The organism is Citrobacter sp. A316 (genome assembly GCF_002042945.1).
GTDB lineage: Bacteria > Pseudomonadota > Gammaproteobacteria > Enterobacterales > Enterobacteriaceae > Citrobacter > Citrobacter portucalensis.
In genome coordinates this window covers 135259-149746 of the sequence record NZ_MVFZ01000006.1, presented here as the reverse complement: position 1 = coordinate 149746, position 14488 = coordinate 135259, and the positions used below count along the sequence as shown (strand labels likewise).

Genomic DNA, 14488 nt, shown 5'->3' with positions numbered 1-14488 from the left:
CATATTTCTGTCACACTCTGTTGTGATTGATAACAACAAGAGGTCGTAGGGATGAATAAATCGTTAATCGCCGCAGCCGTGGCAGGGGCTGTATTATTGTCAACCGCCGCGCAGGCGCAGACCGCGCCGGAAGGGTATCAGCTTCAACAAGTATTGATGATGAGTCGGCATAACTTACGTGCACCTTTAGCCAATAATGGCAGCGTTCTTGAACAGTCCACCCCCAAACAATGGCCAGAATGGGATGTCCCCGGCGGACAACTCACCACCAAAGGCGGCGTGCTGGAAATCTATATGGGCCACTATATGCGAGAGTGGCTGGCAGAGCAGGGAATAGTGAAGTCGGGCGAATGCCCTGCGCCGGACACGGTTTATACCTACGCTAACAGCCTGCAGCGTACGGTCGCCACGGCGCAGTTCTTTGTCACCGGTGCTTTTCCTGGTTGTGATGTTCCGGTCCATCATCAGGAAAAAATGGGCACCATGGATCCCACCTTTAATCCGGTGATCACCGATGATTCCGCTGCCTTCAGCCAGCAGGCCGTTCAGGCCATGGAGAAAGAGCGTAGTAAAATGCAGCTCAACGAAAGCTATCAGCTGCTTGAGCAAATGACAGACTACAAAGACTCTCCGTCCTGCAAAGAAAAACAGCAGTGTTCCCTGACCGATGCCAAAGACACGTTTAGTGCGAAATACCAGCAGGAGCCAGGCGTTTCGGGGCCGCTGAAGGTGGGGAATTCGCTGGTTGATGCCTTCACGCTGCAATATTACGAAGGCTTCCCGATGGACAAGGTTGCCTGGGGTGAGATTAAATCGGATCAGCAGTGGAAGGTCCTGTCGAAACTGAAAAACGGCTATCAGGACAGCCTGTTCACCTCCCCGGAAGTAGCGCAGAACGTCGCCAAACCACTGGTGAAATATATTGATAATGCGCTGGTTACCGATCGCGCGAAAGCACCGAAAATAACCGTGCTGGTGGGGCATGACTCAAATATTGCTTCGCTGCTCACGGCGCTGGATTTCAAACCGTACCAGCTTCACGATCAGAACGAGCGTACGCCGATTGGCGGGAAGATTGTTTTCCAGCGCTGGCATGACAGCAACGCAAATCGTGACCTGATGAAAATCGAGTACGTGTATCAGAGCTCGCAGCAGTTGCGTAATGCAGATGTTCTGACGCTGAAATCCCCGGCGCAGCGCGTAACGCTGGAACTGAAAGGGTGTCCGGTAGATGCAGACGGCTTTTGCCCGATAGATAAGTTCGACAGCGTGTTGAATGAGGCGGCTAAGTAAAAGAAAAACTCCCCCGTGTTCGCGGGGGAGTCTGAGCACTAGACGTTTTTACGTTCGATAGTCTGTTCACCCCAAAAGAGCGAATCTTTGTCTGTTTTCTCAAAGGCTTTGATGAGCACCTCGTCGCTACCTTCTTCCCAAATTTTTTCCGCCAGTTTCTCGTCATAATGTGCGACTTCAAAAATGGCTTCGGCTATTTCCGGCGATGTATTGCGCAGACTTGCCCATTCGCCGACGCGATGGGCTTTCGCTTCTTGAGTTGGCATTCGAATCCTCCTGTTGAAGATTAGCCGTTGAGTTTTACTGCCAGACCTGCGACATATTCACCCTGATAGCGGGCGATAGATAATTCTTCCTGACTTGGCTGGCGAGAGCCGTCGCCTCCGGCAATGGTGGTTGCACCGTAAGGGGTACCGCCGCGAACTTGAGAGACATCAAACAGCTCTTGCGCCGCGTAACCGATAGGCACAATTACCATCCCATGGTGGGCAAGCGTAGTCCAGGTTGATGTAATGGTTTGTTCCTGACCGCCGCCGGTTCCCGTTGAGCTGAATACGCTGGCGAGTTTGCCGTACAGGCCGCCAGAGGCCCACAGCCCGCCAGTCTGGTCGAGGAACGTACGCATCTGACCGGACATATTGCCAAAACGCGTGGGGGTACCAAAAATGATGGCGTCATAATCAGCCAGTTCTTGTGGGGTTGCGACTGGTGCGTTTTGTGTTTTGCCGCCAGCCTTAAGGAAAATCTCGGGCTGCATGGTCTCTGGTACACGCTTAATAATCACTTCCGCGCCATCTACCTTATTTGCGCCTTCTGCGACTGCGTGGGCCATAGTTTCAATGTGTCCGTACATGGAATAATAAAGCACCAGAACTTTTGCCATTTTACACTACTCCTCGAGTTAACCGTGTCCGTAGCGACTCGCTACCTACCTTTAAAGATATGACGTACTGTCAGGAGTGCAAATTTCACAATCACTTCTTTGATTTATAACAATTTTTACAACAACCCGCTTTGTAGCAAAATGATACATATTTAACCGGGTGGAATTCAGTAGTCATAAGAAAGACTTATTGATTTCTTATGGTGATTATTTCTTTGTCACTGCTGATCCTGTTGCAGGATATTACAGTTAGCGTCTGCCCAGGCCACGCTTCACTATGCTTAATCCCACGCAGTTATTTTCAGGGCCTCGCCCGTAACGCTGCGTGAGGTATCACTCCTCAGTACCTATGCAATATGATGTCTAATCAATGACGGAGGTCAGTAATGGCAAACCATCGGGGCGGTTCCGGCAACTTTGCGGAAGACCGTGAAAGAGCATCAGAAGCAGGTCGAAAAGGTGGCCAGCACAGCGGGGGCAACTTTAAGAATGACCCGCAACGCGCTTCAGAGGCAGGCAAAAAAGGGGGCAAAAATAGCCACGGCAACAACAAATCGTAATTGTCGGGCTATCTGTCAGATATGTCGTGACGGCTGAGTGTCAGAGACAGACGTTACGTAGCCACCGCCGCCGGGTCCTTCCGGCGGTTTTTTTTGTCTGCAAGGTTGAACTGTAACAAAACGCAACGCAGACTAATGACATTCAGTTAATCGGGTGTCTCATGTCATTACTTTCTCGTTATTCCTTCTCTGTTAAACCTCAGGAAGCGATCCTCATTGTGATCACCATGTTCTGGGGTGGCACATTTTTGGCAGTGCAATATGCTGTTACCCTGAGCGGGCCTTTTTTCTTTGTCGGTGTGCGTTTTGCCACTGCCGCGCTGGCGGTCGCGCTTTTGTCGTTACACACATTGCATAAGCTGACGTGGCTGGAGGTCAAAGCAGGGGTTGCAATTGGTATCGCAATTGCGCTGGGCTATAGCCTGCAAACCTGGGGGCTACAGTTTATTCCCAGCAGTAAATCGGCGTTTATTACCGCGATGTACGTTCCGTTGGTACCGCTTTTACAATGGCTGTGTCTGGGGCGCATGCCTGGTCTGATGCCGTGCGTCGGCATTGTGCTGGCCTTTATCGGATTGATTTTTCTTGCCGGACCGGGAGGCAATTTACTGGCCCTGGGCGAAGGCGAGTGGATCACGCTTGCCGGTGCGGTGGCGATTGCGGCAGAAATTATCCTGATTAGCGCGTGGGCGGGAAAAGTGGATGTACGTCGGGTTACGGTAGTGCAACTGGCAACCGCTTCGATAGTGGCGTTTATGGCGATGGGACCGGCCGGAGAGACCGTACCACCAATGTCTACCGGATTGCTGGTGGTGGCGCTGGGGCTGGGGATTTTTAGCGCGATTATTCAGGTCACCATGAACTGGGCGCAGCGCAGCGTTTCGCCGACACGCGCGACGGTTATTTATACCGGTGAGCCGGTGTGGGCGGGGATCTTTGGCCGTCTGGCGGGTGAACGCTTACCGCTACTTGCATTGCTTGGTGCGGCATTCATTATTGTTGGCGTGCTGGTTAGCGAGCTGAAGTTCAAAAAGAAAAAAGCGCTTGGACAAGAGGCGCCGCCGGAATCGCTTTAATTTAACCATTCACCGCGTGATTTGGTATGCTGGCGCCCTTACAAGAAGGAGAGGGCGCATGGTCCAACGCGCAGAGAAAAAAACAGGTAAGCGCTCGCAGGCTGTCAGTGCAAAACGCCAGGCCATATTAACCGCGGCATTAAATATCTTCTCCCAATATGGGATCCACGGCACGCGCCTGGAGCAGGTGGCAGAACAGGCGGGCGTGTCAAAAACCAATCTGCTTTATTACTACCCGTCAAAAGAGGTGCTCTATATCGCCGTTTTACGGCAGATCCTCGACATCTGGCTGGCTCCATTGAAAGCTTTTCGCGAAGACTTTGCGCCGCTGGTGGCCATTAAAGAATACATTCGTCTTAAGCTGGAAGTGTCGCGCGATTACCCTCAGGCCTCACGGCTGTTTTGTATGGAGATGCTGGCCGGCGCGCCTTTATTGATGGCAGAACTGGAGGGGGATCTCAAAACGCTAATTGATGAGAAATCCGCGCTGATTGCCGGTTGGGTCAAAAGCGGAAAACTGGCTCCGGTCGATCCGCATCATCTGATTTTTATGATTTGGGCTTCAACTCAGCACTACGCCGACTTTGCCCCACAGGTAGAGGCGGTGACGGGCGCAACGCTGCGTGATGAAGCCTTTTTTAACCAAACGGTGGAGAGCGTACAGCGGATGATTATTGAAGGGATCCGCGTGCGTTAACTGGCCGGCGGTAACGGACAGCTTAAATCGCCTTCTTCACACTGCAAGAGCGAGGCGAGAAACGCTTCGCGCTCGTTGGTCTTATCCGTCAGGCACTGGCTGGAAATCATCGCCTGAACGCTACCGCCTTCGGTACCGGAACTGATTAACGCACAGTCCGCATCGCGCAAAGTTATCCAGGATATTTGCGCTTTTTTCAGTAAATCGCGCTGGGTTGGGGCCGCGCGCTTCAGCGCATTCTGGTACGTTTCATTAAGTTTGGCGTCGGCCGCCTTATACTGCTCTGCCGCACAGGTGTTCATCTCAATCTGCGTGTTCGCGTTGGCGCAGTCATCCGCCAGCACCTGGCCGCTCAGCAGCAGCGCTGCAAATGTCAGTACGATTCGTTTCATGCTTCCCTCTGGCTTCATAAAAAAAGGCCCCGTTACCGGAGCCTTAATTAACCACAACCTTAGCCGATTGTCATCAGGCTGGCGTTCCCCCCGGCTGCGGCGGTATTGACGCTCAGGGAGCGCTCAATATACAGCCTTTCCAGTAGGATATTGCTTTCGCCGCGGGCAAAGCCCTGGACCGACACAATCGCCCCTTCGCGGGACGCCACTGCTTCACACAGAGCGCGAAGCTGATCGGAATCGCCGTGGAAAATAACCGCATCAAACGGCTGCGTGGCGATGTTGTCCGCTTTGGCAAACTGAATGCGCCCGGAAACCGCAGTTGGCAGGCGTTTTGCCAGGTCGCGATGGAACGTATCATCTGGCCACAGGATTAGGCTACCTACTGAAGTCACAGCGGCAACCTGAACCAGTGCATCCTGCTCATCATCGGCGATACACAGCACGCGTTCACGCGGCAAAAGCGTCCAGGTATTGCGCTCGCCGGTTGGGCCTGGCAGCAGACGCTGGGTACCGGCCTGCGCCAGTTCGCCAAACTGCTGGCAAAGCGCACGCAGCGATGGACGGTCGGTTGCCCATTCGCTGAGCGCTTCCAGCGGCTGAACGAGCGCGGTTTTAAGCTGCGCATCGACCGGGTATTCCGCATCCTGACGGGCAAGCGTAATGCCTAACGCATTTTCCGGGCGGTTAGCCAGCAGGCGGTACAGATACAGCGGTCCACCCGCTTTTGGCCCGGTTCCTGACAAGCCTTCGCCACCGAATGGCTGCACACCGACGACGGCGCCAACCATATTGCGGTTAACGTACAGGTTCCCCACATGTGCCGAGCCCGTGACCTGGGCGATGGTTTCATCGATACGGGTGTGCACGCCCAGCGTCAGGCCGTAGCCGGAGGCATTAATTTGCTCAATCAGGCTGCCCAGATTGTTACGGGTGTAACGCACAACGTGCAGTACCGGACCGAACACCTCTTTTTGTAATTCGTCGAAGCTTTCCAGCTCGATAAGCGTCGGGGCGATAAAGGTACCGGTTTGCCATTCACGCGCATCTTCGCTGTTTTCGCGCGCGGCCTGGAACACCGGACGTCCTTTGGCGCGCATAGCCTGAATATGGCGCTCAATATTGGCTTTGGCTTCTTCATCGATAACCGGCCCAATATCGGTGGTCAGGCGCCCCGGGTTACCCATGCGGCATTCCGCCATCGCGCCGCGCAGCATTTTCAGCGTATGGTCGGCGACATCGTCCTGCAGACACAGGACGCGAAGCGCGGAGCAGCGCTGTCCGGCGCTGTCAAAGGCAGAAGCCAGAACATCGACCACGACCTGTTCCGTCAATGCGGAGGAGTCGACGATCATGGCGTTCATCCCGCCGGTTTCGGCGATAAGCGGGATTGGACGCCCCTGAGCATCCAGGCGGGTCGCGATATTACGTTGCAACAGCGTGGCGACTTCCGTTGAGCCAGTAAACATGACGCCGCGTACGCGCTCATCGGAAGTGAGCTGTGCCCCGACGGTTTCACCCTGACCTGGCAACAGTTGTACCACGCCCGGCGGTACACCCGCTTCGAGTAAAATAGCGATGCCCTGGGCGGCAATCAGCGGGGTTTGTTCCGCGGGTTTTGCCAGCACGCTATTACCTGCAGCCAGCGCGGCGGCGATCTGCCCGGTGAAAATGGCCAGCGGGAAGTTCCATGGGCTGATACAAACCACCGGTCCTAACGGACGATGGGTTTCATTATCGAAGTCATCGCGGACCTGACCGGCATAATAGTGCAGGAAGTCTACCGCTTCGCGCACTTCCGCAATGGCGTTGCTGAAGGTTTTACCTGCTTCGCGCACCAGGATGCCAATCAACTGCTGCATCTGGCCTTCCATCAGAACGGCGGCGCGATGCAAAATAGCGGCGCGCTCTTGTGGCGGTGTGGCGAACCAGATCGGCGCGTTATTTACCGCGTTCTGCAATGCCTGTTCCACTTCACTGTGAGTCGCTTCTCGCACGTAACCGACAATGTCCTTCGGTTCGGCCGGGTTGATGACGGGCGTCATTTCACCGTCAGCAACCGGATGTTCGAGCATCGGTTTAGCGTGCCATTTTTGCAGCGCGCTGTTGAGCAGGGCGGAGGACAGTGAGGCCAGACGATGTTCGTTCGCTAAATCCAGCCCGCCTGAGTTTTCGCGGCCTTTACCGTACAGGTCACGCGGCAGGGCAATCTTCGGATGCGGCAGACCGGCCTGGCCTTCCTGCTGCGCCAGTTTTTCAACGGCTTCGACCGGATCGGCCACCAGTTCATCCAGCGGCAGGGTAGTGTCTGCAATGCGGTTGACGAACGAGGTGTTGGCGCCGTTTTCCAGCAGACGACGCACCAGGTATGCCAGCAGCGTTTCGTGCGTGCCGACCGGTGCATAAATGCGGCATGGACGGTTCAGCTTACCATCCGCGACTTTGCCGGTAACCTGCTCATACAGCGGTTCGCCCATGCCGTGCAGGCACTGGAACTCGTACTGACCCGGATAGTAGTTTTGACCGGCCAACTGATAAATCGCTGCCAGCGTATGGGCGTTGTGGGTGGCGAACTGCGGGTAGATCAGATTCGGTACCGCAAGCAGTTTTTTCGCACAGGCCAGATAGGAAACGTCGGTGTAGACCTTACGGGTATAGACCGGGTAACCTTCCAGGCCATCCATCTGGGCACGTTTGATTTCGCTATCCCAGTAGGCGCCCTTAACCAGGCGGATCATCAGGCGACGGCGGCTGCGCGTGGCGAGGTCAATCAGGTAGTCGATAACATACGGGCAGCGCTTCTGGTAGGCCTGAATAACAAAGCCGATACCGTTCCAGCCCGCGAGTTCAGGTTCAAAGCACAGTTTTTCCAGCAGATCGAGGGAGATCTCCAGTCGGTCGGCCTCTTCAGCATCGATATTGATACCGATGTCGTACTGGCGGGCCAGCAAAGTAAGCGACTTCAGACGCGGATAGAGTTCATCCATCACGCGGTCATACTGCGCACGGCTATAACGCGGATGCAGCGCCGACAGCTTGATAGAAATGCCCGGCCCTTCATAGATGCCGCGACCGTTAGAGGCTTTACCAATGGCGTGGATTGCCTGTTGGTACGAAACCATGTAAGCCTGCGCATCGGCGGCGGTCAGAGCCGCTTCGCCCAGCATGTCGTAAGAGTAGCGGAAACCTTTTTCTTCCAGTTTACGGGCGTTAGCCAGCGCTTCGGCAATAGTCTCTCCGGTGACGAACTGTTCGCCCATCAGGCGCATTGCCATGTCGACGCCTTTACGCACCAGTGGTTCACCGCTTTTACCGATAATACGGTTGAGTGAGCGTGAGAGGCTGGCTTCGTTATGCGTAGAAACCAGACGACCGGTAAACAACAGTCCCCAGGTCGCCGCGTTGACGAACAGGGACGGGCTGCGTCCAATGTGCGACTGCCAGTTGCCGTTGCTGATTTTGTCGCGAATTAACGCATCGCGGGTGGCCTTATCTGGAATACGCAGCAGGGCTTCGGCCAGGCACATCAGCGCGACGCCTTCCTGTGAAGAAAGGGAGAATTCCTGCAATAAACCTTGTACCATCCCGGCGCGGCCACTGGCGGTCTTCTGGTTACGCAGTTTGTCAGCCAGATCGTACGCCAGCTTGTGTGCTTGCTCCGCGATGGGTTGCGGCAGACGAGCCTGCTCCATCAGCATCGGCACGGCATCGGTTTCGGCTCGGCGGTACGCGGCGGTGATTGCTGCGCGGGAAACAGACTGCGGCAGGATCTGTTCGGCAAATTCCAGGAAAGGCTGATGTGCTTCATTCTGTGGCGTGGTTGACTCCTCACCCTCATTAGCGGCTCCCGCCAGCAGAGCCGGTAGTTCAGGAAGCGCGTCGTCATTTTCCAGTCTTTCGAGATAATTAAAGATGGCTTGTTTGATCAGCCAATGTGGCGTGCGATCGATTCGTGATGCTGCTGTTTTAATACGCTCGCGAGTGGCGTCATCCAGCTTAACCCCCATCGTGGTGGTTCCCATGCCGTTTACTCCTGTTGTACTGAAATACGTGTCTGATAGTTACCGAGAAATATCCACTATGTTGCAACTTTGTGCAACCGTGTTAAATGTGACTTGGTTTGCAAGCTTGGAAATGAATGAAATGTTAATAAATATGAGTCTTATGATGCGAGCTGTAAAAATTACAGAATCTTTTTCTCTGCGGTAGTTAACACTTTTAAAAGGTGCAACCGAAAAAAATGTGAGAGAGTGCAACCTACAGAAAAATGCTATCTACTCTGGATCAAATTTGATGTAAATGGTGTGTTAAATCGATTGTGAATAACCATCGCTTCCGGCAGGATACGGTCGCCCTGGTCAACATAGATATCTTTGCCACGTTCCGGCAGGGTAATAAAACGGCAAGCCATGGCATTGCTGATACATAATTTTGGAGAGTTTTGATGGCTATTAGCACACCGATGTTAGTGACATTCTGTGTCTATATTTTCGGCATGATATTGATAGGGTTTATTGCATGGCGGTCAACCAAAAACTTTGACGATTACATTCTGGGTGGACGCAGTCTGGGTCCATTCGTGACCGCATTATCCGCCGGGGCATCTGACATGAGCGGCTGGTTGCTGATGGGTTTGCCCGGCGCGATTTTCCTGTCGGGGATTTCAGAAAGCTGGATCGCCATCGGCCTTATTTTGGGCGCATGGATCAACTGGAAGCTGGTGGCCGGACGTTTACGTGTACATACCGAATACAATAACAATGCGCTGACGTTACCGGATTACTTTACCGGTCGCTTTGAAGATAAAAGCCGAATTCTGCGTATTATCTCCGCGCTGGTTATTTTGCTGTTTTTCACCATCTATTGTGCTTCAGGGATTGTGGCAGGGGCGCGTCTGTTTGAAAGCACCTTTGGCATGAGCTACGAAACAGCGCTGTGGGCAGGGGCGGCCGCGACGATCATTTATACCTTTATTGGTGGTTTCCTGGCGGTTAGCTGGACCGATACCGTCCAGGCCAGCCTGATGATCTTTGCTCTGATCCTGACGCCGGTAATGGTCATTATTGGCGTGGGTGGATTTGAAGATTCGCTGGAAGTGATTAAACAAAAGAGCATTGAGAACGTGGACATGTTCAAAGGGCTGAATTTTGTTGCCATCATTTCTTTGATGGGCTGGGGTCTGGGCTACTTTGGCCAGCCGCATATTCTGGCGCGCTTTATGGCGGCAGATTCCCACCATAGCATCGTTCATGCTCGCCGTATCAGTATGACCTGGATGATCCTGTGTCTGGCAGGTGCCGTGGCCGTGGGCTTCTTTGGTATTGCTTACTTTAACAACAACCCACAGCTTGCCGGTGCCGTTAACCAGAACGCCGAGCGTGTGTTTATTGAACTGGCGCAAATCCTGTTCAACCCGTGGATTGCCGGTATTCTGCTGTCTGCGATCCTCGCTGCGGTTATGTCGACCCTGAGCTGCCAACTGCTGGTGTGCTCCAGCGCAATCACCGAAGATTTGTACAAAGCGTTCCTGCGTAAAAATGCCAGCCAGAAAGAGTTGGTATGGATTGGCCGCATCATGGTGCTGGTCGTGGCGCTGGTGTCTATCGCGCTGGCGGCGAACCCGGAGAACCGCGTGCTGGGTCTGGTAAGCTACGCCTGGGCGGGCTTCGGCGCGGCGTTTGGTCCGGTGGTTCTGTTCTCGGTAATGTGGTCGCGTATGACCCGCAACGGCGCGCTGGCAGGGATGATCATCGGTGCGGTGACGGTAATCGTCTGGAAGCAGTTTGCCTGGTTGGGTCTGTATGAAATTATCCCGGGCTTTGTTTTCGGCAGCATCGGTATTGTGGTCTTCAGCCTGTTGGGTAAAGCGCCTTCAGCCGCTATGCAGCAACGTTTTGCCGAGGCTGATGCGCATTATCACTCAGCTCCGCCATCGCGTTTACAGGCAGAATAATTTATCTCCTGTCCCTGAAGCCCGCCGTGCGCGGGCTTTTTATTGCGTCCCCGCATACCTGCATAACCGTTACCCGCCTAACTGTTTACATTAAGTCATCATTCTCAAAACATTCTGCTTGAGTTTTTTCTTGCCGTAATGATAATCACTATCACTGTAATTTACTTTTCTTTTCATCAATTGACCGAGAATAACGTTTAAGGGTTCTTCGCATGTTTGTTCCATTTCTAATTATGTTGCGCGAAGGGTTAGAGGCCGCGCTGATTGTCAGCCTGATTGCCAGCTACCTGAAACGGACTCAGCGTGGTCGATGGATTGGTGTGATGTGGATTGGTGTTCTGCTGGCGGCGGCGTTATGCCTGGCGTTGGGGATTTTCATCAACGAAACCACCGGTGAATTTCCGCAAAAAGAACAGGAGCTGTTTGAGGGCATCGTGGCGGTCATTGCCGTGGTGATCCTCACCTGGATGGTGTTCTGGATGCGTAAAGTTTCGCGCAACGTCAAAGTCCAGCTTGAACAGGCTGTCGATAACGCGTTGCAACGTGGCAACCATCACGGCTGGGCGCTGGTAATGATGGTCTTTTTTGCCGTTGCCCGTGAAGGGCTGGAATCGGTGTTCTTCCTGTTGGCGGCATTCCAGCAGGATGTAGGCATCTGGCCGCCGTTAGGTGCGATGCTGGGACTGGCTACCGCGGTGGTTCTGGGTTACCTGATTTACCTCGGCGGCATTCGCCTCAACCTCGGGGCATTCTTTAAATGGACCAGCCTGTTCATTTTGCTGGTGGCTGCCGGTCTTGCCGCTGGGGCGATCCGCGCTTTCCACGAAGCCGGGTTGTGGAATCATTTTCAGGATGTGGCGTTTGACCTGAGCAGTGTGCTGTCGACACATTCGCTGTTTGGCACATTGATGGAAGGTATTTTCGGCTATCAGGAAGCGCCAAGCGTTAGTGAAGTCGCTGTCTGGTTTATCTACCTGATTCCGGCGTTGATTATGTTTGCACTACCGCCGCGTTCAGGCACTACGGCATCGCGTACCGCACCTTGATAAAAACGCGATGCAGAATACTTTTTAGTTACAACATACTTATTTAAAGGGATAGGTTATGACGCTTAATTTTCGCCGTAGTGCGCTGCAGTTGGGTATTGCCGCGCTGTTTGCATCCGCTTTTTCTGCACAAGCCGCCGATATTCCGCAGGTGAAAGTCACGGTTAACGACAAACAGTGTGAACCGATGACGATCACGGTAAACGCCGGGAAAACGCAGTTCATCATCCAGAACCACAGCCAGAAAGCGCTGGAGTGGGAGATCCTCAAAGGCGTTATGGTGGTTGAAGAACGCGAAAACATTGCGCCAGGCTTTAGCCAGAAAATGACGGCTAACCTGCAGCCGGGCGAATATGATATGACCTGCGGCCTGTTGACTAACCCGAAAGGCAAACTGATCGTAAAAGGTAGTGCAACGGCGGATGCCGCACAAAGCGATGCTCTGCTGAGTCTGAGCGGCGCGATTACCGAATACAAAGCCTATGTGACAGCCGAAACCGCACAGCTGGTTGCGGGCACCAAAGCCTTTACCGATGCGATTAAAGCTGGCGATCTGGAAAAAGCGAAATCGCTGTATGCGCCAACCCGTCAACATTATGAGCGTATTGAACCGATTGCTGAACTGTTCTCCGATCTCGACGGCAGCATCGATGCGCGTGAAGATGATTATGAGCAAAAAGCCGCCGATCCTAAATTCACTGGCTTCCACCGCCTGGAGAAAGCGCTGTTTGGTGACAATACCACCAAAGGTATGGACAAGTACGCCGACCAATTAAACAGCGATGTTCTTGACCTGCAAACGCGTATTAGTGAGCTGGCTTTCCCACCGTCTAAAGTTGTTGGCGGGGCAGCAGGACTGATTGAAGAAGTTGCTGCCAGCAAAATCAGTGGGGAAGAAGATCGCTACAGCCATACCGATCTGTGGGATTTCCAGGCCAACGTCGATGGCGCGCAGAAAATTGTCGATCTCCTGCGTCCTCAGTTGCAAAAATCCAATGCTGAACTGCTGGCGAAGGTGGATGCGAACTTCAAAAAGGTCGATACCATTCTGAACAAGTACCGTACCAAAGACGGCTTTGAAACCTATGACAAACTGACCGATGCCGATCGTAATGCGCTGAAAGGGCCAATCACGACGCTGGCGGAAGACTTGTCGCAATTACGCGGTGTTCTGGGTCTGGATTAAGCACTATGCAGCAAGATAATGAAAACGGCGTGAGCGAACCGTCACGCCGACGTTTACTGAAAGGGATGGGCGCCCTGGGTGGGGCGCTGGCGCTGGCGGGTGGGTGTCCGGTTGCCCACGCGCAAAAACCACAAAGCGCGCCGGGAACCCTGTCTCCGGATGCGCGTAGTGAAGCGCAGCCGTTTTATGGTGAGCATCAGGCTGGGATCCTGACGCCGCAGCAGGCATCGATGATGCTGGTGGCGTTCGATGTTCTCGCCAGCGATAAGGCCGATCTTGAGCGGTTATTCCGGTTGCTGACAAGCCGATTTGCGTTTCTGACCACCGGCGGGCCAGCGCCGGATACACCGAATCCGCGTTTACCCCCTATGGATTCCGGTATCCTCGGCGCATACATTGCGCCAGACAACCTGACGATGACGTTGTCAGTCGGCTCCTCGCTGTTCGATGAACGCTATGGTCTGAAATTGCAGATGCCGAAAAAGCTGCAAAAAATGACCCGCTTCCCGAATGATTCGCTGGATGCGGCGCTGTGCCATGGCGATTTGCTGCTGCAGATTTGTGCCAACACCCAGGACACTGTCATCCATGCGCTGCGCGACATCATTAAACATACGCCCGATCTCCTCAGCGTGCGCTGGAAACGTGAAGGGTTTATTTCTGATCACGCTGCGCGCAGCAAAGGTAAAGAGACCCCGGTCAATTTGCTTGGTTTTAAGGATGGCACCGCGAATCCGGACGCTACGGATGCGAAGTTGATGCAAGACGTGGTGTGGGTGACGGATGGGCAGGGCGAACCTGCCTGGGCGCAAGGCGGAAGCTATCAGGCCGTCAGACTCATTCAGTTCCGCGTCGAGTTCTGGGATCGTACGCCGCTGAAAGAGCAGCAAACGATTTTTGGTCGCGATAAACACACCGGCGCGCCGCTGGGTATGCAGCATGAGCATGATGTGCCTGACTATGCCAGCGATCCTGAAGGCGAAGTGATTGCGCTCGACAGCCATATCCGCCTGGCAAACCCGCGCACGAAAGAGACCGACTCCAGCCTGATGATGCGTCGTGGCTACAGTTATTCGCTCGGGGTGACTAATTCCGGTCAACTGGATATGGGGCTGTTGTTTGTTTGCTATCAGCACGATCTGGAAAAAGGATTTTTGACGGTGCAGAAACGTCTGAACGGTGAAGCGCTCGAAGAGTATGTCAAACCGATTGGTGGGGGATATTTCTTTGCTTTGCCGGGTGTTAAAACCGCAGACAATTATCTGGGACAGTCTCTGCTCGAAGCCTGATGATTATGCCCCGCAGTACAGCGGGGTTTTTCCTGACATCTTGATGAAGGAACAAACTATTTTTTATGATCGGTATGCGACTGAAATAATTCTGTCATCTCTGGGCAAGAAAC

At 53.7% G+C, this 14488-nt stretch carries 12 protein-coding genes; 8 read left to right on the top strand and 4 right to left on the bottom strand.

Going from position 1 to position 14488, the window contains the following annotated elements:
- Positions 1-51 precede the first annotated feature (51 nt).
- The gene (agp, locus tag BZK41_RS09590) at positions 52-1293 is read left to right on the top strand and encodes a bifunctional glucose-1-phosphatase/inositol phosphatase (protein ID WP_079938004.1); all 1242 of its coding nucleotides are present in this window, start codon (positions 52-54) and stop codon (positions 1291-1293) included.
- A gap of 38 nt (positions 1294-1331) precedes the next feature.
- Here agp and BZK41_RS09585 read toward each other — a convergent pair whose 3' ends face one another.
- The gene (locus BZK41_RS09585; protein ID WP_003036015.1) at positions 1332-1559 is read right to left on the bottom strand and encodes a YccJ family protein; all 228 of its coding nucleotides are present in this window, start codon (positions 1557-1559) and stop codon (positions 1332-1334) included.
- A 20-nt stretch (positions 1560-1579) separates the two neighbouring features.
- Complete coding sequence (gene wrbA, locus BZK41_RS09580; RefSeq protein WP_003832057.1) at positions 1580-2176, bottom strand: NAD(P)H:quinone oxidoreductase; 597 nt, start codon at positions 2174-2176, stop codon at positions 1580-1582.
- Between the two features lie 386 nt (positions 2177-2562).
- Between wrbA and BZK41_RS09575 the strand changes: the two genes are divergently transcribed.
- The 3 genes from BZK41_RS09575 to rutR all read left to right on the top strand — a co-directional run bounded on the left by BZK41_RS09575 (position 2563) and on the right by rutR (position 4509).
- Complete coding sequence (locus tag BZK41_RS09575) at positions 2563-2736, top strand: general stress protein (RefSeq protein WP_003036022.1); 174 nt, start codon at positions 2563-2565, stop codon at positions 2734-2736.
- A 161-nt stretch (positions 2737-2897) separates the two neighbouring features.
- Entirely contained in the window at positions 2898-3812 is a 915-nt protein-coding gene (locus BZK41_RS09570; protein ID WP_003832060.1) for a DMT family transporter, read from the top strand.
- Positions 3813-3870: 58 nt separating this feature from the next.
- Positions 3871-4509 (top strand): HTH-type transcriptional regulator RutR, encoded by a 639-nt coding sequence (rutR, locus tag BZK41_RS09565; protein ID WP_079938003.1) that lies wholly within the window; start codon positions 3871-3873, stop codon positions 4507-4509.
- Here the strand turns inward: rutR and BZK41_RS09560 are convergent.
- Together BZK41_RS09560 and putA are read right to left on the bottom strand one after the other, a co-directional pair.
- Complete coding sequence (locus BZK41_RS09560) at positions 4506-4901, bottom strand: lysozyme inhibitor LprI family protein (RefSeq protein WP_079938002.1); 396 nt, start codon at positions 4899-4901, stop codon at positions 4506-4508. The genes rutR and BZK41_RS09560 overlap by 4 nt on opposite strands.
- Positions 4902-4960: 59 nt before the next feature.
- A complete protein-coding gene (putA, locus tag BZK41_RS09555; RefSeq protein ID WP_079938001.1) occupies positions 4961-8923 on the bottom strand; it encodes a trifunctional transcriptional regulator/proline dehydrogenase/L-glutamate gamma-semialdehyde dehydrogenase in 3963 nt (1320 codons plus the stop codon).
- Positions 8924-9345: 422 nt separating this feature from the next.
- Between putA and putP the strand changes: the two genes are divergently transcribed.
- The 4 genes from putP to efeB all read left to right on the top strand — a co-directional run bounded on the left by putP (position 9346) and on the right by efeB (position 14375).
- Positions 9346-10854 carry a sodium/proline symporter PutP gene (gene putP, locus BZK41_RS09545; protein WP_079937999.1) on the top strand — a complete coding sequence of 503 codons (1509 nt, stop codon included), beginning with the start codon at positions 9346-9348 and terminating at the stop codon, positions 10852-10854.
- 212 nt (positions 10855-11066) lie between these two features.
- Complete coding sequence (gene efeU / locus BZK41_RS09540; protein WP_003036041.1) at positions 11067-11900, top strand: iron uptake transporter permease EfeU; 834 nt, start codon at positions 11067-11069, stop codon at positions 11898-11900.
- Positions 11901-11958: 58 nt separating this feature from the next.
- Positions 11959-13086, top strand: coding sequence for an iron uptake system protein EfeO (efeO, locus tag BZK41_RS09535; RefSeq protein ID WP_079937998.1), 1128 nt, complete (start codon positions 11959-11961; stop codon positions 13084-13086).
- A 5-nt stretch (positions 13087-13091) separates the two neighbouring features.
- Positions 13092-14375, top strand: a complete 1284-nt coding sequence (gene efeB / locus BZK41_RS09530) for an iron uptake transporter deferrochelatase/peroxidase subunit (RefSeq protein ID WP_079937997.1) — start codon at positions 13092-13094, stop codon at positions 14373-14375.
- The last annotated feature ends 113 nt before the right edge of the window (positions 14376-14488 follow it).